A 24,619-nucleotide genomic window follows, 5' to 3' on the forward strand; every position below is an offset into this window, starting at 1 on the left:
GAGCACGCAATGCCATGAGATCTGCGCTACCGCCGGTCCGCAGGTCAGGGAAGTCGAGGCAGTACGCCCCGGGCCGTGTGGCTGAGGATGCGCAGATCCTCCGCGAACCGCGCGCGGTCGGCCGCCGGGAGGGGCTCCACGAAGTACCGCTTGATGTTCTCCAGGTGCACCCTGGCAGCGCGTACGGCCGTCTCCTCGCCCAGCGGGGTCAGCCGCACCAGCTTTCCGCGCCGGTCGCCGGGGGACTCCACGCGCGTCACGAGACCAGCCGTCTCCATGCGGTCCACCAGCCGGGTGGCGCCGCCGGTGGTCAGGACCTGCTCCTGCGCGACAGCCCGCATGGAAAGCCCCGGCTCACTCGCCCGGCCGAGGATCAGCAGCACCTCGAAGACCAGGTGGCTGATGCCGCACTCCACCTCAAGGGCCCGGCCGAGGATGTACTCCAGTCGGTTCGCCGCTCCCTGCAGCCGTCCGAACGCCAGGATGAGCTCATGGTCGGCGGCCTCCTTCGCCGTCCTGATCTCCACTTCCCCATCCACAGCCGTGCTGCCCCTCTCGTCGTCCCGGTACCACCGTACCGATCACGTACGTAGGGGACGGGTGCCCCAGGGCCTCCTGCCACTCGGTCGCCTCGCGATCCCGAGCCGCAGGAGACCCTTGATCCAACTGTCAGTCGATACGCACGATCTTTCTACGGCAAGGACGCCGACCTCGGACCCGGATCTGCTTCATCTCCGGCTCGAGGATGTCTGCGCTGTTGAGGTCGGAACTGGCGCGAGTTCGGCCTGCACCGGAGCGCCACCGCCTCGGCAGGGGGATGCCGACCGGCGGGGGGATGACGCTGGCCGGCCGCCCTCGGTGCGCTCCCGGGCCAAGCAATTCCCGGCAGGTGGGCCACACATCGTGCCGACCGGTTGCTCAGAACAGCCCCGCGTCTTCCCCGATCTTCCAGCCGCCGACGCCGTGGACAGACAAGGATCATGGCTGAAGACAGGGGAATCCCTCCCCTTCCTCGATGAGGGAGTTGTCATGGGCGATGAGCAGGACACGCTGTCAGAGTTCGTCGAGGCGACGGCCACGAAGTTCGGGGTGGCTGGTGTTGCCGTTGGGGTGTGGGTGGACCGCCGGGAGGTCTACGGGTGCCACGGCGTGACGAGCGTCGAGAACCCGCTGCCCGTCGATCAGGACACGCTGTTCGTGTTGGGCTCGGTCACGAAGTCCTTTACGGCGACCGCGCTGATGCGCCTGGTCGCGGAGGGGCGGGTCGAGCTGGACGCGCCGGTGCGCCGGTATGTTCCCGAGCTCGCGCGCCCGGATGAGCGGGCCGCGGCGGAGATAACCGTGTTGCAGCTGCTCAACCACACTGCGGGCCTTGACTGGAGGATGAGCGTCGACACCGGCGAGGGGGACGATGCCTTGGCCGCGTATGTGGCAAGGATGTCCGAGTCGGAGCTGATCGCGCCGCCTGGCGCCCGGGCCTCCTACAGCCAGGTGGGGTACAACCTGGCTGGGCGGATCATAGAAAGGGTTACGGGTCTGACCTATGAGCAGGCCATCGCCTCGCTTCTGTTCGAGCCGTTGGGTCTTTCGCACACTTTTTTCGCTACGAATGACGTCATGACACGGCGGTTCGCGGTGGGGCACAACGTGGGTGAGGACGGGACGCTGGCCGTCGCGCGGCAGTGGAAGGACAGTCGCGGCAACAACCCCGGCGGGGGCGCCGCGTCCTCGGTGACGGACATGCTTCGTTGGGCCCGGTTCCATCTCGGTGACAGCCGCGCACAGGACGGTGCCCAGGTGTTACCCGCCGAGGTTCTGCGGCAGATGCAAGTGGAGACTGTGGAATTGCGGGGCAGCACGCTCGGCGACGCCTTCGGCATCTGCTGGTTCCTGCGTGACGTGGACGGCGTTCGCACCGTCGGCCATGGTGGATCGGCCAACGGCCAGTTCACTGAGCTGCTGATCGTGCCCGAACGCGACTTCGCTGTCGTCGCACTGTCCAACGCGGGCCCGGATGGCGGCCTCGCCTTCAACCAGGCCGTCGTCCGGTGGGCGCTCGAGCACTACCTCGGGGTCGCCGACCGGGACCCGGAGCCGCGCCCCTACGACGAGGAGCAGGCCCGGGAACTCGTCGGGAGCTACGCGAACGACATGATGACGCTCACCATCGCCACAGATGGGGCCAGGTTGACGATCGCGTGCGGGATCAAACCGGAGATTCGCGCGGCGGCGGACACCGAACTGCCCCCGGATCTCCCGCAGGCCGAGCTCGGCCTGCTGCCCGGCGAGGCGGACGAATACATCATCACCGGTGGAGGTCTGAAGGGGCAACGCGGCTTCTTCACCCGCGACGAGAGCGGTGTGATCACCGGGGTCGACCTCGCCGGCCGGTTGTTCAATCGGGTTCCCATGGCTTCCAAGTAGCGGGCTGACGCGCGAGTGATCATCGTCATGGGTGGGGACATGTGGATCCAGGCGCGTACGGCCATGTTCCATCCCGCCTTCTGTGGCGTCTCGAACCAACACCTCAACTAGTTGGCCACGGAACTCGCTCCGCGCTGGGAGGCACGGTGCGAGTCCGGACGCCATGACCGGCGTGGCGGTGCCCGCGAGCGGCCCCGCCCAGGAAGCCCAAGGGACTCGGCGATGACGACGGGCCGCTGACCGAGCGGTACGGCTGGCGCGAGGCCGAGCGCCGACGATCCGCACCAGTTCCCGCAGGCCGACGGCATGACCGCTGGCTCCATCGCCGGCGGCCAGCGGCACGGCGCCTCGCATCACTGTTCCCACCAGGGTGTTTCCAAGCGCTCTTCCGTGACACGGAAGCCGTATTGCGGCCTTGCGAGGCCCCCGCGGACGATGTCGCCACGAGCCAGAGACGGGAGCCGAACACCATGCCCCATACGACCAGTTTCGCCAGGAACCAGTGGTACGTCGCCGCCTACAGCACCGAGGTCGGGCGCGAGGAGTTGCTCGGCCGGACGATTCTGGGTGAGCCGCTCGTCTTCTACCGGACCGAGGAGGACGGGACGCCCGTCGCGCTGCACGACCGCTGCGTGCACCGCCGCTTCCCGCTGTCGGAGAGCCGGCTCGACGGCGACCGCATCGTGTGCGGCTACCACGGCTTCACATACGACACCACCGGCGCCTGTGTGTACGTGCCGGGGCAGAAACGCATCCCGCGCACCGCCCGGGTCACCTCATACCCGGTGGTCGAGCAGGACTCGCTGGTCTGGGTGTGGATCGGCGACCCGACGCTCGCCGATCCGCGGGCGATCCCGCGCGCCCGGCACCTCGACGCCCCCGGCTGGACCACCGTCCGGGGCATGGAGCCCATCGACGCGGACTACGGGCTGCTCGTCGACAACCTCCTCGACCTCTCCCACGAGACGTATCTGCACGGCGGCTACATCGGCACTCCCGAGGTCGCCGAGACGCCGATCACCACCGAGGTCGACGAGGGCGCCGGGATCGTGCGGGTGAGCCGGCACATGGACGACGCCGAGTGCCCGCCGTTCTACGCCCGTTCGACCGGCATCGAGGGCAGGATCACCCGCTGGCAGGACATCGAGTACCACGCGCCCTGTCTGTATCTGCTGCACAGCCGCATCGCGCCGGTGGGCGTCCTGCCCGAGGCCGACGGCAGCGACCCGAACGGCTTCCACACCGAGATCACCTACGCGATCACGCCGTCCGACGACGGCAAGGTGTACGACTTCTGGATGGTCTCGCGGGACTGGGCGACGGACGACGACGAGGTCACCGCGTTCCTGCGGGGCAACAACCACACGGTGGTCATGCAGGACGTCGACGCGCTCAACCTCCTGCAGCGGACGCTCGGTTCGGAACGCACCGGCTACCAGGAGCTGAGCATCAACATCGACACCGGCGGTCTGGCCGCACGCCGGATCCTCGCCCGGCTGGTGGAGGAGGGCGACAAGCCCGTGGAGAAGGTCCTGTGAGCACCGGCCCCACCGGCGAGATCTACCGCATCGACTGGCTGCCGGGCACCGACGTGCTGCACGGCACCTGTCACTGCGGCGCCGAGTACACCTCCCAGGACCCGATCGAGATGTGGGAGTGGATGCTCGGCCACCCCGAAGGACACCGGCCGCGAGGAAACGACTGATGAGCGTGTACGAAACCGAACTGGTCGTCGCGGGCCGCGAGTTCGCCGCCGACGGGGTGCTCGCCCTCACCCTGCGGCACCCGCTGGGCGAGCCGCTCCCGGTGTGGGAGCCGGGCGCCCACGTGGACCTCGTCCTCGGGCCCGAGCTGGAGCGCCAGTACTCGCTGTGCGGCGATCCGGCCGACCGGTCCGCGTGGCGGATAGCCGTGCTGCGCGAGCCGGCCGGACGGGGCGGATCCGCCCATGTGCACGAGCAGTTGAGGCCGGGCGACAAGGTGCGGGTGCGCGGCCCGCGCAACCATTTCGCGCTGCGCCCGGCAGCCCGCTACCGCTTCGTCGCGGGCGGCATCGGGATCACCCCCATCCTGCCGATGCTCGCGGCGGCCGAGGCGGCGGGCGCCGAGTGGAGCCTTCTCTACGGCGGCCGCACCCGCGCGTCCATGGCGTTCGCCGGGGAGCTGGCGCGGTACGGCGACCGGGTCACCGTCGCCCCGCAGGACGAGAGCGGTCTGCTCGACCTCGGTTCCGTGCTCGACGCGCTGCCCGAGGGGGCCCTCGTCTACTGCTGCGGCCCGGGCCCGCTGCTGGACGCCGTGGAGGAGCGCTGTCCGGCCGACGCGCTCCAGGTCGAGCGGTTCCAGGCGAGGGAGCAACCGGCGGGTGAGGACGGCGAGTTCGAGGTCGAGCTCGCCCGGAGCGGCCGGACGCTGACCGTCTCGGCGGGCGTGTCCGTGCTGGACGCCGTGCGCGCGGCGGGGGTCGAGGTGCTCTACTCCTGCACGGAGGGCACCTGCGGCACCTGTGAGACCGACGTGCTCGAGGGCACGCCGGAGCACCGGGACTCCGTCCTCGGTCCGCAGGAGCGGGAGGCCGGGGAGACGATGATGATCTGCGTGTCCCGGTGCCGGGGGCGGAGACTCGTCCTGGATCTGTGACCGGATCCGTGGCCCGAGGCGCGGTGGCGCCGCCCGCGGGGTCGGTGATCCGCAGGTCGGCCTCGATCCGTGCCACGGCCGCCGGCAACGGTGGCAGCAGATCCCGGCGGACGGCGGCGACCGAGGTGCGGCCGGCGTGATGCGGGTGGTCGGCACCCGGGCGACGTAGAGGATGTCGTCGCCGTCCAGGACGCACAGCGAAGAGGATTCCTTCACCTGTGCGACGTTCCAGCAGCGGATGACCGCGAGGCCCCGCTCGAAGGGCCTCACGAAATGCAGTGCTCGGGCGACGGTGGACATGCCACCCTCCCCGACTGTCAACAATTTCGTCAGCCAAACCCATTGACCCCGTCGGACGGCGGGCTCTACGTTCCCTGCACGCCAATGGAGCACTACTGTGCGATGTGCGCACAGCCTGTCGGAACACCGTTGTCTGCACAGGAGGAGCCTTGCGTCGTCTGTTCGCCGGTCTCGCGGCCGGCACCTTCCTGCTCGCCACGGCGGCCTGTGGCTCGTCCGACGACTCCGGTACGTCCACCGGGAGTTCGTCGTCCGAAGGCACCACGACCGTCAAACTCGGACTCATCCCCATCGTCGACGTGGCGCCCGTCTATCTGGGCGTGAAACAGGGTTTCTACGAGCAGCACGGCCTCAAGCTGTCGATCACCACCGCACAGGGCGGCGCGGCGATCGTGCCCGGAGTCGTCAGCGGACAGTTCCAGTTCGGCTTCAGCAACATGACCTCCCTGATGGTCGCGCAGTCCAACAACGTCCCCGTGCGGGCCGTTTCGAACGGCATCGCCTCAACGGGCGTGCAGGGCAAGGACTTCGGGGCGATCACGGTGAAGAAGGGCAGCGCGCTCAAGTCCGCGAAGGACCTGGAGGGCAAGAAGGTCGCCATCAACACCCTGAAGAACATCAACGAGACCGCGGTGCGCGAGTCGGTGCGCAAGGCGGGCGGCGACCCGGACAAGGTGAAGTTCGTCGAGCTGGCCTTCGACCAGATGCCCGCCGCCCTGGACAGCGGGCAGATCGACGCGGCGATGGTCGTCGAACCGGCCCTCGCGACCGTCAAGAGCCAGGGCGGTGCGGAGATCGCCTCGCCGCTGGTGGACGTGGCCCCGAACCTCACCGTCGCCATGTACTTCACCTCCACGCAGTACGCGCAGAAGAACCCGGACCTGGTGAAGAAGTTCCAGGAGGCCACCGCCGAGTCCCTCGCCTACGCCGACGCGCACCCGGACGAGGTCCGCCAGATCGTCACCACGTACACCAAGATCCCGGCGTCGGTGCTGGCGCAGGTCACGCTGCCCAAGTGGCCCGCCGAGGCGAACCGTTCGTCGATCGAGGCGCTGGAGAAGCTCGGCGAGCAGGACGAGCTCTTCAAGTCGACCCCGGACCTGGAGAAGCTGCTGCCGTGAGAGGCGCGAACCTCGCACTCGGCACGGCCGGGCTCGCGGCCTTCCTCGCCCTGGGCGAGGCGGTGCCGCGGCTCGGCCTGGTCAAGGAGGCCTACTTCCCGCCGACCAGCCGCATCGCCGGCGCGCTGGCCGACGAACTCGCCGACTCCGCCTTCTGGACGGCGCTCGGCGACACCCTCACCGGCTGGGCGCTCGGGCTGTCGATCGCGGTGGGCGCCGGGATCGTGGCCGGCGTGCTGATCTCCGTCGTCCCCCACCTCCGCGAGGCGACGGCCTCGACCATCGAGTTCCTGCGCCCGATCCCGTCGGTCGCCCTGATCCCCCTCGCCGTGCTGCTGTACGGCACCGAACTGCGCTCGGTCCTGCTGCTGGTCGTCTACGCCTCCTTCTGGCAGATCCTGATCCAGGTCCTGTACGGCGTCCAGGACGTCGACCCGGTCGCCGAGGAGACCGCCCGCTCCTACGGGCTCGGCACCTGGGCGCGGGTCCGGCACCTGCTGTGGCCGACCGCGCTGCCGTACGTCATGACCGGCGTGCGGCTCGCGGCGGCCGTCGCGCTGGTCCTCGTCATCACCGCCGAACTGGTCATCGGAGCACCGGGGTTGGGTGCCCGCATCGCCGTCGCGCAGACCTCGCAGGCGGTCCCCGAGATGTACGCCCTGATCGTCGTCACCGGGGCACTGGGGCTGCTGATCAACGTGGGCGCCCGGACGGTGGAGCGGCGCGCCCTGGCCTGGCACCAGTCGGTGCGCGGGGAGGTGGCGGTGTGACCGGGACATCCCCCGCCCGAGCGGGGTCGGGAGCCTGGCGGCGCGCGCTGCTGCGGCTGCTCTTCACGCTCGCCCTGCCGGCCGTGCTGCTCACCGCGTGGTGGGTGGCCTCCGACGGCAGCACGAACGTGTACTGGCCGCCGCTGCGCACGATCCTGAAGGCCTTCCCCGACGTGTGGACGGGAGAGCGGCTGCGCACCGACGTGCGACCGAGCGTGCTGCGGCTCCTCGCGGGCTACGCGACGGCCGGCGTCGTCGGGGTCGCGCTCGGCACGGTGATCGGCTCCTACCGGCGGGTGCGGGCGGTGTGCGAGCCGGTCCTGGAGTTCCTGCGGGCGGTGCCGCCGCCCGTGCTGGTGCCGGTCATCATGCTGTTCGCGGGCATCGGCGACACGATGAAGGTCGTCGTCATCGCGAGCGGCTGTGTGTGGCCGGTGCTGCTCAACACGGTCGAGGGCGTGCGGGCGGTCGACCCGGTGATGGCGGAGACGGCACGGTCGTACGGCATCACGGGCGTCGCCCGGTTGCGCGGCGTGGTGCTGCCGTCGGCGAGCCCGCAGATCTTCGCGGGGCTGCGCCAGGCGCTGTCGATCGGCATCATCCTGATGGTCATCAGCGAGATGTTCGCCGCGAGCAACGGGCTCGGCTTCACCATCGTGCAGTTCCAACGGGGTTTCGCCATCCCCGACATGTGGACCGGAATCCTGGTGCTCGGCCTCCTGGGCTTCGTCCTGTCGGTGCTCTTCCAGATCGTCGAGCGTCGGGTGCTCGGCTGGTACCACGGTCTGCGCGCATCCACCCGGCGGTCCCCGTGACCCTCGTGAAAGGGCGTTCCATGCACCCGCGTCTTGCAGTGTCCGGCCTGCGGAAGGTCTACGAGGGGTCCGGACGCCGGGTCGAGGCGGTGCGCGACCTGACCTTCACCGTCGAGGCGGGTGAACTGGTGTGTCTCGTCGGCCCGTCGGGCTGCGGCAAGACGACCCTGCTGAAGTGCATGGCCGGGCTGCTCACGCCGACCTCCGGCGAAGTGCTCCTGGAGGGACGGAAGGTGACCGGACCACCGCCGGACATGGCGTTCGTCTTCCAGGAGTACGGGCGGAGCCTCTTCCCATGGATGCGGGTCGGCGAGAACGTCGAACTGCCCCTGAGACAGAAGGGGTTGCCCAAGACACGGCGGCGGGAGCTGGTCGCGGACGCCCTCCGCTCGGTCGGCCTGGAGGACGCGCTCTCCGCGTACCCGTGGCAGCTGTCGGGCGGAATGCAGCAGCGGGTGGCGATCGCCCGGGCGCTCGCCTACGAGCCCCGGGTCCTGCTGATGGACGAGCCGTTCGCGGCGGTGGACGCGCAGACCCGCGCCGACCTGGAGGACCTGGTCCGGGGACTCTGGCGGGAGCGCGGGATCACCATCCTGTTCGTCACCCACGACATCGACGAGGCCGTCTACCTCGGCGAGCGGGTCGTCGTCCTGTCCGCCTCACCGACGGTCGTGCGGGAACAGCTGAAGGTCGATCTCCCGGCGGAGCGCGACCAGTTGCACACGCGGGTGGCCCCGCGCTTCGCGGAGCTGCGGACCCAGGTGTACGAGCAGATCCAGGCGGCGAAGCGCGGGACTCCCGTGGACCGCCTCACGAAGTCGGACACGCCTCCACCGCGCTGACCGTGCGCCGCGCCGACCAGGGCGCCGTCGGCGACCCGAACGCCGACGGTGCCCGGTCAGGCCTCGGGAGCCGGGACCACGCTGAGGTGACTCGCGGTACGGCGCACGCCGCGCGTTCTGCGGGGCACGGGGGCCGGGCGGGTGGCGCGCAGCACCATCGTCAGCCGGGTGTACCCCATGTCCTGCAGGGTCCTGGGGGTGTCGCCCACGATGCGGCACTCCGTGGCGCCCCAGCGGGGGTCGGGGTGCAGAAGGGGGCGGACCGCCCCGTCGTGCTCGACGGCGTCCTCGCCGACCGCGCGGATCCAGTGCGGCAGCCCGTGCCGGTAGGCGGCCTCCATGATCGGATCCTGGGCGATGTCGCGGCGGATCGCCTGGAGCCCGTGGTCGTGACCGTGCCGTTCCATGGCAGCGGCGAAGCGGGCGAGCATCGGCAGACACCAGCCGGGCTCATGGTCGCCGAGGACCGAGGGGGCGTCGGGGTGGAAGAGCACGAAACGCAGGAAGTTGTCGCCGGGCAGGGCCGTCGGGTGTGGGCCCACGTCCCGGAAAAGTGACGCGAAAGCGTCGTTGGAGAGAACGACGTCCCAGCGGTGGTCGAGGACGACGGACGGGAAGGGGACGGCCTCCAGGTACGTGGCGTAGTCCTGAAGATACGCCTGGGCCTCGAGACTCTCGGGGACGGGCCGCGGTACGGACCGCTGCCCTCCTGCCTGATACGCCATCGGGAGGTCACCCCTCTTGCCTATGCGGCCTTCACGCGGCGCCCCGATCCTGCTGCCCCGACGCGAGCGGTGTCAACTATCGTGGCATTCCGTGCTGGTTGACGGCTGAAATTGGCCACAGTTGTGGCGAGACCTGGATGTGAGTTCGAAAGACCGGCTACTCTCCACGCAGTTCAGGCGACCGTCCGTTTTGGTGATCGTGTGCCTGTGAGAGGGACGTGAGAGACCTAGGAGACCTGTCGGTGGCGGAGGATGGCTTCGAGGTTCCGGGCGCCGCGGCGACGGTGCTGATGTCGGCCGTCGTCGCCCGGGTCGCCGCGCTCGCCGACCGGCTCGGCGTGCCGCACGCGGAGGTCTTCGGCACCGGGCGGCTGTCGGTCGCCTCCGGTGTCCCGGAGTCGGTGGTCAAGGCCCTGCTGAGCGGCCGGCCCGCCGGTGAGCCCGATGTGCAGGCCCGCTTCCTGCAGCGGCTGGACCTGCTGCGCCGTACCCGGCTCAAGCCGAACGGCCGTAAGTACACCCAGCAGGAGATCGCCGACGGCGCCGGCATGTCGCGCCAGCAGGCGGGCGCCCTCATCAACGGCGACCGACGGCCCACGATGGAGCACTGCGACGCCCTCCAGCGCTTCTTCCGGGTGCACGCCGGCTTCCTCACGGCCGAGGACCCGGAGGCGCTCGCGGGAGCCCTGCAACACATCGAGCAGGAGCTGCTTCAGAAGCTCGCCGCGCGGGAGGCGGCCGCGGCGGCCGAGGACCCGCTGGAGCGGCTGCTGCAGGACCACGGCGTACGCGGGATCGCGTGGCGGGCCGCCCAGCTGCCCACCGACCAGCACCGCGACAAGGTCGCCGAGTGGCTGGACATGCTCCTGGAGAGCGTGAAGCGGCCCGAGTCGTGATCCGGGGGAGAACAGTGAGCATCGCGAGGGAAATGCGCCGCCTCAGCGGCGAGTTGGTAGCCGAACTGACCCTGCCGGCCCCCGCCGTGCCGGCCGACCTGTACACCGCCCTGTGCGACGGGATGAGCAGACGGCGTGGCCGCCCGGTGCACTTCCGCATGGCCTCCTTCCCGGCCGACACGGCCAGCGGGCTGTGGCTCGACATGGCCGACCAGGACCTCGTCGTCATCGAGGAACGCACCGCGCCGGAACACCAGTTGGTGATCCTGGGGCACGAGCTGTGGCACATGAAGGCGGGCCACTGCGGCCACCACGTCGAGGGCGCCGCGGTCGCGGCCCGTTTACTCAGCGACGGGGCGGACCTCCAGGCCACGGTGCGCAGCGTCGCCGCGCGCACCCGTTTCGACCTGACCGACGAGAAGGAGGCCGAGAGCTTCGGCCTGCTGCTGGCCAGCAAGTGCCGTACCTGGCTGCCGGGTTCGTCACCGCGCGAACGGGGCCAGCGGGACCACCTGGCCGGCCGCATCGAGGCGTCGCTCGGCTATCTGGGGCCGTAGGACGCATGCCCGGGGCTGGACCGCATGCCTGGGCGGCTGCGCGTTCCGGGCCCGCTCGTACGGCCGTCAGGTGGCGCTGCGCTCGCTCGCCCCGCGCAGGTCCCGTGCCGCGCCGTCCGGCGTACCCGCCGTCCCCGTTCCGGGCCGGCCCTCGCGCAGCAGCCGGCGCCAGTGGTCGCGGCTCCAGTCGGCCGGGGCCGTGGTGCGGGTGAACTCCTCGACGAGGGCGCGGAACCGGGCGGGGTCGCTGTGGAACGGGAAGTGGCCGGCCCCCTCGAAGATCTCCAGCCGGCTGCCGGGCATCGCCTCGTGGGCGCCGTACGCGTGCCGCACGGGCACCACGCTGTCCCGGTCGCCCCAGAGCAGCATCGTCGGCATGCCGGCCGTCAGATAGCAGCGGTCGAGCATGGTGACGACCTGGCCGCGCCAGTCGACGACCGCGCGCAGGGTGCGGATGAAGGCGTTGCGCGCGGTCTCGTCCGGCAGGGCGTCGACGAGGTGCAGCAGATCGGGGGCGTCCTGGCCGAGATCGGTGTCCAGCAGCTTCATCAGACCGACGGCGAGGCCGACCTGGAAGCGCGCGCCCGGCAACCGGAGGGCGGACAGCGCCAGATGGGCGCCCGGCAGGGAGACCAGCCGCAGGGCGGGGTTGACCTCCCGGCCGACTCCGCCCGCGCTGACGAGGATCAGCCGTTCGGTGCGCTCGGGGAACTGGTAGGCGAACTGCATCGCCACTCCCCCGCCCAGCGAGTGCCCCACCAGGGTCGCCGACTCGATGCCGAGCGTGCTGAGCAGATCACGCAGACCGTTGGCGTACGCGGCCACCGAGTAGTCGGCGCGGGGCTTGTCGGAGGCGCCGTGACCGAGGAGGTCGGGGGCGATGACGGTATGGGTGCGGGCGAGGTCGGGGATCAGTTCGGCCCAGGTCCGCGAGGAGTCGCCGATGCCGTGGACGAGGACCAGCGCCGGGCCCTCGCCGGCCATCCGGAAGGCACGCCGGTAACCGTGCACGACCCGGTAACGCAACTCCAGTTCTGCGTCGCCCACCCGGCGCAGCCGAGTGCCGCGCGCCGGGCGCCACCGCGGGACGTCGACCACCCGCTCGCCTCCTGATTCCCTGGCCGCCGGCCGTCCGCCGAAAGCCCTTCACCTCAGCGTAGGACCCGTTTCCGCCAGGGGATTTCAAGGAGGTTTCGCCTCCGCTAAGCGGGCGAACCGAGGTCGGGTCAGGCCGGATTGTCAGTGGGGGGCGGCAAGCTGGGGGGTGCGCCGCCGCACGGGGGCGTACGCGCCGTCGGGCGCGGGGGACACGACGCCGACACGGGGAGAGCCGACCGATGCCCACTGCCGTACTCACCGACCGCGAGCGCACCGCCGTACAGGCCTACCTGCGGCTGCTGCACACCGTCCGTGCCGCCTTCGGCGACGAGGGGGACCAGGGGGACGACAGAGGCGTCGGCGCGCCCGCTGCGCCGCACGACCGGCTGCCCCCGGTGGTCCCGCCCGCCGTCCTGGCCGAGGCGGAACAGGCCCTGGCCGCCGCGGGCCTGGCGGGCAACGAGGAGGAGTTCTTCCGGCTGCTGCACAGCTGGTGCCCGGGGAAGTGACCCCGGGTGCGGTGCGCCGCCTCAGCCGTGGTGCACGGTGACCGCTGTGGCCACCAGCCCCCGCCGGACGGTCCAGCGGCCGTCGAAGTGCCCGAGCCGGTAGCCGCCGACCACCGGTCCGGGGACGAGCAGCCGGGCGCGGAAGACGCCGTGCGAGTCCCCGGCGGGGCCGGTGACGGGGATGACGTCGATGTCCGCCTCGCTGAAGTCCAGCCACTTGCGGGTGAGGGGGAACCACGCCTTGTAGACGGACTCCTTGGCACTGAACAGCAGCCGGTCCCAGTGCACCTCGGGACGGCCCGCGGCCAGCGCGCCGAGCCGCTCCGCCTCGGCGGGCAGGGCGACCGCGGACAGGACGCCCTCGGGAAGGGGCTCGTGGGGTTCGGCGTCGATGCCGAGGGAGGCCAGGTCGGCGGCCCGGACCAGGGCGGCCGCGCAGTAGCCCGCGCAGTGGGTCATGCTGCCCGTCAGGCCGTCAGGCCACTGCGGGGCGCCGCGCTCGCCGGGCAGCACCGCCTGTGCGGGCACGCCGAGCTTCTCCATGGCGCGCCGGGCACAGGAGCGTACGACGGTGAACTCGCGGCGGCGCTTGGCGACCGCCCGCGCCACCAGCGCCTCCTCCTGCGGGTACAGCGGCGCGCTCCCGAACTCGCGGACGCCCTCCTCGCCGAAGGCCTCCACCGCCACCACCGACTCCGGCAACAGGTCCTCGATCACTCGGTCCCGGCCTCCCTGGGCAGGATGCGGCGCAGTCGTCCCGGCGGCTGCGTCCGCTTGCGCCATTCACGGGGGTAGCCCACCGACACCTCCTCGAAGCGCACGCCCTCGTGCCAGGTGGTCCGCGGGATGTGGAGGTGGCCGTAGACCATGGTCTCGATCCGGAACCTGCGGTGCCAGTCCGCCGTGAGCCCGGTGCCGCACCACATGGCGAACTCGGGGTGCCACAGCACGTCCATCGGGTGCCGGTGCAGCGGATAGTGGTTGACGGGGACGACGGGCAGGTCGTCGGGGATCTCCGCGAGCCGCCGCTCGGTCTCGGCGACGCGGGCCCGGCACCAGGCCTCGCGGCTCGGATACGGGTCGGGGTGCAGCAGGTACTCGTCGTTGCAGACGATGCCGGTGCCCTCCGCGTACGCCAGCCCCTCCTCCTTGGTGGCGCAGCCGGCCGGGAGGAAGGAGTAGTCGTACAGCAGGAACAGCGGCGCGACGACCACCGGGCCGCCGGGGCCCTCCCACACCGGGTAGGGGTCCTCGGGCGTGGTGACGCCCAGGTCGCGGCAGACCTCGACGAGGTGCTCGTAGCGGGCGACTCCGCGCAGGGTGACCGGGTCCGTGGGATGGGTCCACAGCTCGTGGTTGCCGGGCGCCCAGACGACCCTGCGGAAACGGCCGGCGAGGGTCTTCAGCGCCCAGCGGATGTCGGCCACGTTCTCCGAGACGTCGCCGGCGACGAGCAGCCAGTCCTCGTCCGACTCCGGGGCCATGGCCTCGACCAGAGCACGGTTCTCCGGATAACCGATGTGGAGATCACTGATGGCCAGCAGTCGCCCGGCACCACCGGCCGTCGACCGCCCCCCGCCGCCGCCCGTCGACGTCACCTTCCGCCCCCGTTCACGAGCCCACTCTCCGCATCCTCACGAATACACCAGTGCCACCACGAGAACACACTCACGCGTGCGGTACAAGGTCGAATCGGGCCGCGCGCCGGGTCCGGACACGGTCCCACCTGCGCCGTAGCGCGCCCCTACCCGAACATGCGCCTCACGTGAACAAGATCGGAAATTCCGTAACACGCGCGTTGCACGCGGCACCCCCGGGAAGCCGTATGATCGCCCCAACACCACCGCCATGGACGTCCCTTCCGCAGGGCGGTTTGGTGACCCACCAATCCCCCTGCCCGGGCCGGGCCCGCTTTGCCCTGCCCGCGAACCGTGAAAGGCGGCCTGCATGGTCTCTCGCGTACGCGTCTGGCTCAACCGCACGTACGCGGAGAACGTGTTCTTCTCGGATCAGCTGCGACGAAATCCCAGCGACCGCGCGGTCGAGATCCACGCCACGCACGGTGACGCCGACTCCCCCGTACTGGCCGCCGCCGACACCGCCGAGCTGGAGCCGGAGGGCCTCTCCCCGGCCGCGTACGTCGAGTACGCCCTCGCGCAGTGCAAGCGCCGCAGCATCGACGTGTTCGTGCCCCGGCTGCACCAGGCGGCCGTCGTGGCGCACCGCGCCGACTTCGACGCGATCGGCACGGCCCTGCTGGCGCCGCCGCCGGAGGCCGTCGCCGTCTTCCACGACAAGGTGATCGCGTACGAGGCCGTGCAGGCGATCGGCGTGCCCGTGCCGCCGTGGTTCCGGGCCCGGACGGCGGACGAACTCGTGGCCGCCGTCGAGGAGTTGGAGGAGGCCGGGCACCGGGCGTGCTTCAAGCCGGCGTCCGGCGCGGGCGGGGTGGGCTTCCGGGTGATCACCCGCACCCCCTTCTCGCTGATGCACCTCAGCGGCTTCCCGAGCCCGTACGTCCAGCTCGACATGGTGGTCGAGGCACTGAAGCGGGCCGAGGAGGAGGGCGAGGAGCAGATCGACTGGCTGGTCATGCCGCGCCTGGAGCAGCCGGAGGTGTCCGTGGACTGCCTCACCGGCCCGGACAACATCCTGCGGATGGCCATCGGCCGGACGAAGAACGGACGCCGCCGGGGGTTCACCCTGCACGAGCAGTGGCTGGAGCCGGCCCGTCTCATCGCCGAGGGCTTCGGGCTGCACTACCTGTCCAACATCCAGTTCCGGATGTTCGGCGACCGCCCGGTCCTGATGGACGTCAACACCCGCCCGGCCGGCGGACTCCACCAGCTCTCGCTGTGCGGCGTCAACGCCCCTTGGGCGGCTGTGCAGTTGGCGCTCGGTGAGGACCCGGGCGAGATCGTGCCGCCGTTCCTGGGGCAGGACTACACGGTGGTGTCGGGGCCGCGTCCGCTGCGCGCGGTCACACTGCCGCACCAGCGGATGGAGGAGACCGCCGAGCCGCTGCTGTCGGCCGTGCCCGCGCCCGCCGACTCCGTCGAGGTGACCACGGCGGGCGCCGCGCAGGCCCTGCCGCTCTAGGTAGGACCAAGCGCTCCGGACAAGACCAAGCAGGACATTCACCCCACCGGTATGGACCAATTCCGCCTCTCGTCTTGACAGGCGGATTGGTCCATACCAACTTTGTTGCGCACCCCCTTGCACTCCCCTGCACTCCCGAACACCCCCATTCCTTCAGGGAGATCGCGTGCGCACCACATCCCTCGGACGCCCATGGCGTCGCTTCCTCGCCCTGCTCGGCACCGCCGGTCTCGCCCTCGCCGGGGCCGTGGCCCTGCCGGGCACCGCTCAGGCGGCCAACATCCTCACCAACCCCGGTCTCGAGTCGGGCGCCCTCGCGCCCTGGTCCTGCACCGGCAACCTAGGCTCCGTCGTCTCCTCGCCCACCCACGGCGGCTCCAAGGCCCTCGCGGGAGCGGTGAGTTCGAGCGACATCGCCAAGTGCAGCCAGACCGTCCCGGTCCAGCCGAACACCACGTACGCGCTGACCGGCTGGGTCCGCGGCTCCTACGTCTACCTCGGCGTCGACGGCGGCGCCTCCACCTGGACGTCCTCGCCGTCGGCCTACGGCCGGCTGTCGGTGTCCTTCACCACCGGGGCCTCGCAGACCAGCGCCACGATCTACGTCCACGGCTGGTACGCCCAGGGCACCTACTACGCCGACGACATCAGCCTGGACGGGCCGGGCGGCGGGGGCGGCTCCGACACCCAGGCGCCGACCGCGCCCGGCGGGCTGACCTCGACCGGCAAGACGTCCTCCAGCGTGTCGCTGTCCTGGAACGCCGCGAGCGACAACGTCGGCGTCACGGGCTACGACGTGTACAGCGGGTCCACGAAGGTCCTCACCGTGTCGGGCACGGCGGCCACGGTCAGCGGGCTGTCCGCGAGCACCGGGTACACCTTCACCGTGAAGGCGCGCGACGCCGCCGGGAACACCTCCGCCGCCTCCAACTCCGTGAGTGTCACGACGAACGCGGGCGGCGGAGGCGGGACCGGGTTCAAGCAGGCCGCGCCCTACCTGTTCGAGGGCTGGGGCGACCCGCCGAGCGTGTCCACGGTGATGAGCTCGACCGGCGTCAAGTGGTTCACGATGGCGTTCGTGCTGGACGGCGGCGGGTGCAACCCGATGTGGGACGGCAACCGGCCGCTGACCGGCGGGGTCGACCAGAGCGTCATCAACCAGGTCCGCTCGGCGGGCGGTGACATCGTGCCCTCGTTCGGCGGCTGGCAGGGCAGCAAGCTCGGCGCCAACTGCTCCTCGGCCGGCGCGCTGGCGGCCGCGCTCCAGAAGGTGATCGACGCCTACTCCCTCAAGGCGATCGACATGGACATCGAGAACACGGACGAGTTCGAGAACGAGGCCGTGCAGGCGCGGATCCTCACCGCCCTGAAGACGGTCAAGGCCAACAACCCCGGCCTGAAGACCATCGTCACCTTCGGGACGTCCACGACCGGACCGACCTACTACGGCAACCGTCTCATCGAGCAGGCCAAGTCGCTCGGCGCCGACATCGACGTCTTCACCATCATGCCGTTCGACTTCGGCGGCGGTTCGGACATGTACGGCAACACCGTGAACGCCACCGAGGGGCTGAAGAACAAGCTGAAGTCCACCTTCGGCTGGGACGACGCGACCGCCTACGCCCACATCGGCATCTCCGGCATGAACGGCCTGTCGGACCAGCAGGAGAACACCACTCCGGCGATCTGGACCCAGATCCGTGACTGGTCCAACAGCCACCACATCGCCCGGCTCGCCTACTGGGCCGTCAACCGCGACCGGCCCTGCCCGGGCGGTGGCGTGGTGAGCAACTGCTCCGGCATCAGCCAGAGCACCTGGCAGTTCACCTCGATCACGGCCGGCTTCACCGGCTGAGCGCCCCCGGACGCGAGCGAGAGTCCCCCGGACCACGGTCCGGGGGACTTTTTCGGCGACGGGTGTATCAGGATCCGGAGGACCCGCTCTTAAGAGGGAAGGGCCCCACGGGGGAGCAACCGGGGAAGCACGGGGCTCCAGGGGGAAGCACAGGGATCAACGGGGGAAAGACCGGGAATCGACGGGGGATTCCCGGCGGTACGGGGGATCGGGTCGGTCGGCCGCTGTCACGGGGAGCGACCGGCCGACCCGAACCGTTGTGCTCGGCCCGGCCGTTCGGCCGACTCGGCAGCCCTCCCGCTCGCCGGGTCCCGACCACCCGCGCCGGAGTGCCTCAGAAGCGTCCCGCCCCCCGGTACAGCTCCAGTTCGCCGTCCAGTTCCAGGGCGAGGACGGTGGCGTGCGGGTCGAGATCGGAACCGGCCGGCGGGTCGATCCACAGCACGCCGACCGCCTCGTGCAGTCCGCCGACGACACGGTGGCCGAGTTCCGTTCCGGTGCCGAGCACGGTGACCCTGCGGACCGGCGTGACCAGACCCCGGACTCCGATCTCGGAACGCGGGATGTCGAACAGGGTGAGGTAGAGGGTGCGGCGGTCGGCGGAAAGGGTGCTGGGCCCGTAGTGGTGCCCGGCCGGGAGGCCCCGCACCGTCCCGTACACGGCCTCCGCGTGCTTGCGGATCCACTCCCCCAGGCCTTCGAGGCGCTCGACCTGCGGCTGCGGGATGGTGCCGTCCTCCTTCGGGCCGACGTCGAGCAGCAGGTTGCCGCCGCCGCCGATGGTCTCGGTGAAGTAGCGGATCAGCTGGGCGAGCGACTTGTGGTTCCGGTCGTGGTGCCGGTATCCCCACGAGTCGTTGATGGTGAGGCACAACTCCCAGGGCCCGTCGGGGGGTTCGATGGGGGCGCCCTGTTCGGGGGTGGCGTAGTCCCCCTCGCTGAGCATGCGGGCGTTGAAGACCACGTCCGGGGAGTACGAGCGGATCAGCGTGGCGAGTTCCTTGATGCGCCACTGCTCCTCGCTGCGGTCCCACTCGCCGTCGAACCACATCAGGTCCGGCCGGTAGCGGGAGGCCAGCTCGCGGATCTGACCGTCCCGGTAGGCCAGGAACCGCTCCCAGGCCGGCAGGTCCTCGTCCTCGGCGGAGCACTCGGAGTAGCGGTTGTCCTCCATCTCCGGCGGGCGGCCCGGCTTGCGGGTGGTGGCGTAGTCGGGGTGGTTCCAGTCGGAGTGCGAGTAGTACAGACCGACCTTGAGGCCCTTTTCGCGCAGGGCCTCGGCGTAGCCGGTGAGATGGTCACGGCCCAGGTTCAGATCCCCGTACGCCGTGTCCCACAGGGCGACGCCGTCGTGGTGACGGCTGGTGAGGACGGCGTACTTGGCTCCGGCGCGGGCGAACAGGTCGGCCCAGGCCCGCGGATCGTACTGCGCGCCGGTGAAGCGGTCCAGCTGGGACATGTACCGGTCGTGGGGCACGATGTCGTCGTAGAACGACCAGGACTCCTGGACGCCGTCGACGGCGTAGATGCCCCAGTGGACGAAGATCCCCAACTTGGCGTCGGTGAACCAGGGTTGCATGGGCACGGCTGAACTCCTCAGCAGAGCAGAGCACTTCGGGGGCGGGGGCGGGCGCGCGCCGGGTCGCGCCCGCCCCGGGGGCCGCCGCTAGCGGCCGGTGGCGGCGCGCTCCAGGCGGAGCGTCAGGATCTGGAACGGCCGCAGTACGACGCCGACCGTGCCGTCCTCGCCGACGACCGCGGGCTCCAGCGGCCGCTCCAGCAGGTCGGTCACCTGGGCGCCCGCGAGCGGGAAGCCCGTGCGCAGGGTGCCGGTGGAGCGGCCGCCGCGTGACTCGTAGAGCCGGACGACGACGTCCCCGGACTCGTCGTCGGCGAGCTTCACCGCTTCGACGGTGACTCCCTCGCCGTCCACCGAGACGACGGGCTCGGGGGTGGTGTCCGCCGCGTCGGCCACGCGCAGCGGGAGGTTGAGGGAGTACCCCTCGGCGACCGCGTCCTCGATGCTCGCGCCGGGGAGCAGCGCGTAGGTGAAGCGGTGCCGGCCCTGGTCGGCCTCGGGGTCCGGGATCCGCGGGGCGCGGACCAGGCTGAGGCGCACGGTGGTGGTCGTGCCGCCGTCCTCGCGGACCGTGCGGGAGACGTCGTGGCCGTAGGTGGAGTCGTTGATGACGGCGACGCCGTAGCCGGGCTCGCCGATGTGCACCCAGCGGTGGCCGGAGACCTCGAACCGGGCCGCCTCCCAGCTGGTGTTGGTGTGGGTGGGGCGCTGGATGTGGCCGAACTGGATCTCGGCGGAGGAGTGCGGCGCCCGGATGTCCACCGGGAAGGCCGCCTTGAGGATCTTCTCCGCCTCGTGCCAGTCGATGTCGGTCTCGAAGTCGACGCGGGGGCTGCCGGCCCGCAGCGTGATGGTCTGGGTGATCGTCGAGCCCTTGCCGAAGGAGCGCGTGACCCGGATCGCGCCGACGAGCGGGTCCTCCTCGACGATCGTCACCGCGTCCGGCTCCAGCAGGTCGGTGTACCGGTTCTGGTAGTGCTTGTCGATGTCCCAGGCGTCCCAGTAGTTCGGGAGGTCGGTGTGCAGACGCAGCAGGTTGCCCTGGTCGGCGAGGACTTCACGGTCGGCCCGCAGATCGTATACGGACGACAGTGTGCCGTCTTCCGCGACCTGTACACGCACCAGCCCGTTGTCGAGGACACGCCCGGAGACCGTCACCGGCCGCGGGGGCTCGGCGCCGGTCAGCGGCGCGCTGCCGCTCGCGGGCACCTCGACGTACGCCGGCGCGCCCTCGGGCGTGCGCACCACCTCGGCACGGCCGTACGGGCTGGTGTTGAACACCCGGAGCGAGCCGCTCCGCCGCCCGCCGGACAGCGCGGCGACCGCCTCGGCCGTCAGCGCCTCCAGCTCATCGGCGACCCGCGCGTACTCGGCCTCCGCCTCGCGGTGCACCCAGGCGATCGAGGAGCCCGGCAGGATGTCGTGGAACTGGTGCAGCAGCACCGTCTTCCAGAGCCGGTCGAGCTTCGCGTACGGGTAGGCGTAGCCCGGCGCGTGCAGTGCGGCCGTCGTCGCCCACAACTCGGCCTCGCGCAGCTTGTGTTCACTGCGGCGGTTGCCCTGCTTGGTGCGGGCCTGGGTGGTGTACGTGGCCCGGTGCAGCTCCAGGTAGAGCTCGCCGACCCAGACGGGGGCGTCCGGGTACTCCGCGCGGGCCTTCGCGAAGAACGCGTCGGGGTGCTCGACGACGACCTTGGGCGAGCCCTCCAGGTCGGCCAGCCGGCGCGCCCGTTCCATGATCTCGCGGGTGGGGCCGCCACCGCCGTCGCCCCAGCCGAAGGGGGCGAGCGAACGCGTGCCGCCGCCCTTCTCGGAGTAGTTGCGCACGGCGCGGTCCATCTCCTCGCCGCTGAACCGCGCGTTGTAGGTGTCGACGGGCGGGAAGTGCGTGAAGATGCGGGTGCCGTCGATGCCCTCCCACCAGAAGGTGTGGTGGGGGAACTTGTTCGTCTGGTTCCAGGAGATCTTCTGGGTGAGGAACCAGTCGTTCCCGGCGAGCTTGGCGAGCTGCGGGTAGGCCGCGTTGTAGCCGAAGGAGTCGGGCAGCCAGACGCCCTTGGTCTCGATGCCGAAGTGCTCGATGAAGAACCGCTTGCCGTGGACCAGTTGGCGGGCGATCGCCTCGCCGCCGGGCAGGTTGCCGTCGGACTCGACCCACATGCCGCCGACCGGCGCCCACTGCCCCTTCTTCACCGACTCCTGGATGCGCGCCCACACCTGGGGGTAGTTGTCGCGCACCCACTCGTACTGCTGGGCCTGCGAGCAGGCGAAGATGAAGTCGTCGTACTCCTCGGCGAGCGAGGTGACGTTGGAGAAGGTGCGGGAGGTCTTGCGCTTCGTCTCGCGGATCGGCCACAGCCAGGCGGAGTCGATGTGCGCGTGACCGACGCCGGAGATGGTGTGGGCGCTGGCGTGGGCGGGGCTGGCCAGCACGGGTGCGAGGACCTCGCGGACGGCCGCGGCGCTGCCGGAGACGTCGTCCAGGTCGAGGGCGTCCATGGCTCGGTCCAGGGCGTGCATGATCTCGTGGCGGCGCGGCTCGTGCTCGCCGAGGTGGACCATCAGCTCGCGCAGCACCTGGAGGTCGAGGTCGAGGTGCCAGACCTCCTCGTCGAGGACGGCGATGTCGGCACGGCGGAATGTATACAGTGGACGGTCGCCCGCCGTCAGTACATCGCCCAGCAGGGTCGGGCCCGCGAAGTCGTTCGCCAGGATGTCCGGGTTGGAGGCCGCCTCGACCAGGTAGTCGATGGTCTCCCCGCCCGTCGCCGGGTTGCCGATCGGCACGTACTGGTTGAGCGGGTTGACCGCCTTCAGCGGCGTCCCGTCGGTCAGGTGGACGAGGGCTTCGGCCTGGTTGCCGGGCCAGTCGCCCACGAAGCCGAGGTCGATGACGGCCTCGACGCGCTTGCCGGCCCACTCGGCGGGCACCTGCCCGCGCATCCGGAACCAGGTGGTGCCCCACGGCGGCCCCCACGGGGTGTCCATCGCGAAGGGCTCGTAGACGGCGGCCGCGGCCTCAGCGAAGGGGACGGGCTCCCCCGGCGCCTGCCAGGCCTCGACCTCGAAGTTCACGCGGGCCGCGTAGATCGCGGGCTTGACGCGCTGGTTGTGGACGCGCTCGACGCGCTCCTCGATGCGGCGGCGTTCGTCATGCATGGGGAATCTCCAGAGAGGGACCACGAAGGGCGGGGAGGCCGGGGGGCCGGGCGGCCGGAGGGCCGGGGGCGAGCTGACCGGAGGGAGGCGGGGAAAGCGCTTTCCCTCCAGGACTCACCTAAGGTACGCCAGCCCCGGATGGACGTCGGCGTAGCCCTCGACCAGCTTGCGGGCCACGTTCACCGAGTCGACCAGGGGATGCAGCGCGAACGCCTTCACCGCCGTCGCGCGGGAGCCGGACTCGGCGGCGGCCAGCACCTCGCGCTCGACCCCCTTGACCGCGCAGACCAGCCCGGTGGCGTGGTCGGGCAGCGGGGCCACGGCCACCGGATGCGCGCCGTTGGCGTCGACGAGGCACGGCACCTCGATGACGGCGTCCGCGTCCAGCACCGAGAGGGTGCCCTGGTTGCGGACGTTGAGGATCAGGGTCGTGCGCTCGTCCCGGGCGATGGCCCGCATCAGGGCGAGCGCCACCTTCTCGTAGCCGCCGGAGAGGTCGTCGGCGTCGCGCTCGCCGGCGCCGGCCGTCTCCCGGTTCTCGGCCATGTAGGTGGCCTCGCGTTCGGCGCGGGTGCGGTCCCAGGCGGTCAGGGCCGCGGCGTCGGGGCGCTTCATCTCCTCGTAGAAGCGGGCCTGCTGGTCGGCCAGGAAGGCGCCGCGGGTCTTCTCGACCTGCTGGTAGGCCCGTACGGCTTCCCGGTTGAAGTAGTAGTAGTGCAGGTACTCGTTGGGGATCGCGCCGAGCGACCGGAGCCAGTCGACGCCGAACAGCTTGCCCTCCTCGAAGGAACCGAGCAGGTCGGGGTCGGCGAGCAGCCGCGGGAGCTCGTCGCGGCCGGCGACCCGCAGACCGCGGACCCAGCCGAGGTGGTTGAGACCGACGTAGTCGATCCACGCCTGTTTCGGGTCCGCGCCGAGCACGCGGGCGATCCGGCGGCCGAGCCCGACCGGCGAGTCGCAGATGCCGATCACCCGGTCGCCGAGGTGACGGGACATGGCCTCGGTGACCAGGCCCGCCGGGTTGGTGAAGTTGATGACCCAGGCGTCGGGGGCCAGGCGGGCCACCCGTCGGGCGATGTCGACGGCGACGGGAACCGTCCGCAGACCGTAGGCGATGCCTCCCGCGCCGACCGTCTCCTGGCCGAGGACACCCTCGGCCAGGGCCACCCGCTCGTCGTTCGCACGGCCCTCGAGGCCGCCGACGCGGATCGCGGAGAACACGAAGTCGGCGCCGCGCAGGGCCTCGTCGAGGTCGGTGGTGGCGGTGACCCGGGGCGCGTCGGGGACGACGGCCGCCTGCTCATTCAGTACACGGGCGACTGCATACAGCCGACTGTCGTCCAGATCGTGCAGAACGACTTCCGTGACCCGGCCCTCGGCGCGGTCCGTCAGGAGCGCCCCGTACACGAGCGGCACCCGGAACCCGCCGCCGCCCAGAATCGTCAGTTTCACGCTTGCACCTTTCCTGCCACGACCACCTCGACGCCCGCCTCCTCGAAGGAGGACCGGGTCGCCGGATCGACCGGCGTGTTCGTCACCACCACGTCCAGGTCCTCGGGACCGCAGACCTTCGCCATGCCCGTACCCGGGAACTTCGCCGCGTCGGCGAGCAGGACGACCTTGTCACCGGCCTTGATCATGGCCCGTTTCACCGGCACCTCGACGACCGTCGTGTCCATCACCTGCCCGCCGGGGCGCACTCCACTGGTGCCCAGGAACAGCCAGTCGGCATGCAGCTGGCGCAGGTTGTCCTCGGTGAGGAAACCGACCAGGGAGCGGTACTCGCGGCGGACCATGCCGCCGAGCAGGACCAGCTCGATGCCCTCGTCGTCGGCGAGCTCCTCGTAGACCACGAGGTTGCTGGTGATGACCGTCAGCCGGCGGCCGTGCAGCTGCCGGGCCAGGCGGTAGGCGGTGGTTCCGATGTCGAGGAGGACCGACTGACCGTCGGCGACCATCGCCGCCGCGTGGGCGGCTATGGCGTCCTTCTCGCCCACCCGCACTTCCGCGACCTCGGCGAAGGGCTGGTCGCCGTCCTCCGCGACGGCGCCGCCGTGCACCCGGGTGAGCAGGCCGTCCTCCTCGAGTTTCACCAGGTCACGTCTGATCGTGGCGGGGCTCACGCCCAGCTGCTCGGAGAGATCGGTCACGGCCGCGGGGCCACCGGAGCGCAGGGCCCGCAGGATGAGTTGATGTCGTCGTTCTGCCAGCACGACGTGAACACTACTCG

Annotated in this window: 22 protein-coding genes; 13 read left to right on the top strand and 9 right to left on the bottom strand. The window is 70.9% G+C overall.

The window, feature by feature from the left end:
* Positions 1-44 precede the first annotated feature (44 nt).
* Entirely contained in the window at positions 45-539 is a 495-nt protein-coding gene (locus ACIRPU_RS30610) for a MarR family winged helix-turn-helix transcriptional regulator (protein WP_403872914.1), read from the bottom strand.
* 490 nt (positions 540-1,029) lie between these two features.
* Here ACIRPU_RS30610 and ACIRPU_RS30615 point away from each other — a divergent pair, with 490 nt between their 5' ends.
* The 8 genes from ACIRPU_RS30615 to ACIRPU_RS30650 all read left to right on the top strand — a co-directional run bounded on the left by ACIRPU_RS30615 (position 1,030) and on the right by ACIRPU_RS30650 (position 8,912).
* Complete coding sequence (locus ACIRPU_RS30615) at positions 1,030-2,424, top strand: serine hydrolase domain-containing protein (protein WP_403872916.1); 1,395 nt, start codon at positions 1,030-1,032, stop codon at positions 2,422-2,424.
* A 470-nt stretch (positions 2,425-2,894) separates the two neighbouring features.
* Positions 2,895-3,962: a Rieske 2Fe-2S domain-containing protein gene (locus ACIRPU_RS30620; protein WP_403872918.1), complete on the top strand. Its 1,068-nt coding sequence runs from the start codon at positions 2,895-2,897 to the stop codon at positions 3,960-3,962.
* Positions 3,959-4,129, top strand: coding sequence for a hypothetical protein (locus tag ACIRPU_RS30625; protein WP_403872920.1), 171 nt, complete (start codon positions 3,959-3,961; stop codon positions 4,127-4,129). The genes ACIRPU_RS30620 and ACIRPU_RS30625 overlap by 4 nt, the downstream gene beginning before the upstream one ends.
* Positions 4,129-5,064, top strand: a complete 936-nt coding sequence (locus ACIRPU_RS30630; protein WP_403872922.1) for a PDR/VanB family oxidoreductase — start codon at positions 4,129-4,131, stop codon at positions 5,062-5,064. Before ACIRPU_RS30625 ends, ACIRPU_RS30630 begins: the two co-directional genes overlap by 1 nt.
* Before the next feature lie 449 nt (positions 5,065-5,513).
* Positions 5,514-6,485: an ABC transporter substrate-binding protein gene (locus tag ACIRPU_RS30635; protein ID WP_403872924.1), complete on the top strand. Its 972-nt coding sequence runs from the start codon at positions 5,514-5,516 to the stop codon at positions 6,483-6,485.
* Complete coding sequence (locus ACIRPU_RS30640) at positions 6,482-7,255, top strand: ABC transporter permease (protein WP_403872926.1); 774 nt, start codon at positions 6,482-6,484, stop codon at positions 7,253-7,255. Before ACIRPU_RS30635 ends, ACIRPU_RS30640 begins: the two co-directional genes overlap by 4 nt.
* Positions 7,252-8,070: an ABC transporter permease gene (locus ACIRPU_RS30645; RefSeq protein WP_403872928.1), complete on the top strand. Its 819-nt coding sequence runs from the start codon at positions 7,252-7,254 to the stop codon at positions 8,068-8,070. The genes ACIRPU_RS30640 and ACIRPU_RS30645 overlap by 4 nt, the downstream gene beginning before the upstream one ends.
* A 20-nt stretch (positions 8,071-8,090) precedes the next feature.
* Positions 8,091-8,912, top strand: coding sequence for an ABC transporter ATP-binding protein (locus ACIRPU_RS30650; protein ID WP_403872930.1), 822 nt, complete (start codon positions 8,091-8,093; stop codon positions 8,910-8,912).
* Between the two features lie 56 nt (positions 8,913-8,968).
* Here the strand turns inward: ACIRPU_RS30650 and ACIRPU_RS30655 are convergent, their stop codons facing one another.
* Complete coding sequence (locus tag ACIRPU_RS30655) at positions 8,969-9,637, bottom strand: hypothetical protein (RefSeq protein ID WP_403872932.1); 669 nt, start codon at positions 9,635-9,637, stop codon at positions 8,969-8,971.
* Between the two features lie 290 nt (positions 9,638-9,927).
* Between ACIRPU_RS30655 and ACIRPU_RS30660 the strand changes: the two genes are divergently transcribed.
* Positions 9,928-10,533: a helix-turn-helix transcriptional regulator gene (locus ACIRPU_RS30660; RefSeq protein ID WP_052183798.1), complete on the top strand. Its 606-nt coding sequence runs from the start codon at positions 9,928-9,930 to the stop codon at positions 10,531-10,533.
* Between the two features lie 32 nt (positions 10,534-10,565).
* A complete protein-coding gene (locus ACIRPU_RS30665; RefSeq protein ID WP_355706273.1) occupies positions 10,566-11,090 on the top strand; it encodes a toxin-antitoxin system, toxin component in 525 nt (174 codons plus the stop codon).
* Between the two features lie 66 nt (positions 11,091-11,156).
* Here ACIRPU_RS30665 and ACIRPU_RS30670 read toward each other — a convergent pair whose 3' ends face one another.
* Positions 11,157-12,188, bottom strand: coding sequence for an alpha/beta fold hydrolase (locus tag ACIRPU_RS30670; protein WP_403872935.1), 1,032 nt, complete (start codon positions 12,186-12,188; stop codon positions 11,157-11,159).
* Between the two features lie 239 nt (positions 12,189-12,427).
* Between ACIRPU_RS30670 and ACIRPU_RS30675 the strand changes: the two genes are divergently transcribed.
* Positions 12,428-12,697, top strand: a complete 270-nt coding sequence (locus ACIRPU_RS30675) for a hypothetical protein (protein ID WP_403872937.1) — start codon at positions 12,428-12,430, stop codon at positions 12,695-12,697.
* Positions 12,698-12,718: 21 nt separating this feature from the next.
* Here the strand turns inward: ACIRPU_RS30675 and ACIRPU_RS30680 are convergent, their stop codons facing one another.
* Complete coding sequence (locus tag ACIRPU_RS30680) at positions 12,719-13,414, bottom strand: 4'-phosphopantetheinyl transferase (RefSeq protein ID WP_403872939.1); 696 nt, start codon at positions 13,412-13,414, stop codon at positions 12,719-12,721.
* Positions 13,411-14,295: a metallophosphoesterase family protein gene (locus ACIRPU_RS30685; protein ID WP_403872941.1), complete on the bottom strand. Its 885-nt coding sequence runs from the start codon at positions 14,293-14,295 to the stop codon at positions 13,411-13,413. The genes ACIRPU_RS30680 and ACIRPU_RS30685 overlap by 4 nt, the downstream gene beginning before the upstream one ends.
* Before the next feature lie 349 nt (positions 14,296-14,644).
* Between ACIRPU_RS30685 and ACIRPU_RS30690 the strand changes: the two genes are divergently transcribed.
* Positions 14,645-15,796 (top strand): ATP-grasp domain-containing protein, encoded by a 1,152-nt coding sequence (locus ACIRPU_RS30690; RefSeq protein ID WP_403872943.1) that lies wholly within the window; start codon positions 14,645-14,647, stop codon positions 15,794-15,796.
* A 166-nt stretch (positions 15,797-15,962) separates the two neighbouring features.
* Entirely contained in the window at positions 15,963-17,651 is a 1,689-nt protein-coding gene (locus tag ACIRPU_RS30695) for a fibronectin type III domain-containing protein (protein ID WP_403872945.1), read from the top strand.
* A 334-nt stretch (positions 17,652-17,985) separates the two neighbouring features.
* On the opposite strand, the gene ACIRPU_RS30700 is transcribed toward ACIRPU_RS30695, so the two are convergent.
* The 4 genes from ACIRPU_RS30700 to ACIRPU_RS30715 all read right to left on the bottom strand — a co-directional run bounded on the left by ACIRPU_RS30700 (position 17,986) and on the right by ACIRPU_RS30715 (position 24,602).
* Positions 17,986-19,236: an alpha-L-fucosidase gene (locus tag ACIRPU_RS30700; protein ID WP_403872947.1), complete on the bottom strand. Its 1,251-nt coding sequence runs from the start codon at positions 19,234-19,236 to the stop codon at positions 17,986-17,988.
* A gap of 81 nt (positions 19,237-19,317) precedes the next feature.
* Positions 19,318-22,389: an alpha-mannosidase gene (locus ACIRPU_RS30705; protein WP_403872949.1), complete on the bottom strand. Its 3,072-nt coding sequence runs from the start codon at positions 22,387-22,389 to the stop codon at positions 19,318-19,320.
* 114 nt (positions 22,390-22,503) lie between these two features.
* Positions 22,504-23,841: a 6-phospho-beta-glucosidase gene (locus ACIRPU_RS30710; RefSeq protein ID WP_403872951.1), complete on the bottom strand. Its 1,338-nt coding sequence runs from the start codon at positions 23,839-23,841 to the stop codon at positions 22,504-22,506.
* Positions 23,838-24,602: a DeoR/GlpR family DNA-binding transcription regulator gene (locus ACIRPU_RS30715; RefSeq protein WP_355706274.1), complete on the bottom strand. Its 765-nt coding sequence runs from the start codon at positions 24,600-24,602 to the stop codon at positions 23,838-23,840. Before ACIRPU_RS30715 ends, ACIRPU_RS30710 begins: the two co-directional genes overlap by 4 nt.
* Between the last annotated feature and the right edge of the window lie 17 nt (positions 24,603-24,619).

The sequence above is a fragment of the Streptomyces sp. NPDC102259 genome (assembly GCF_044766465.1).
Lineage (GTDB): Bacteria > Actinomycetota > Actinomycetes > Streptomycetales > Streptomycetaceae > Streptomyces.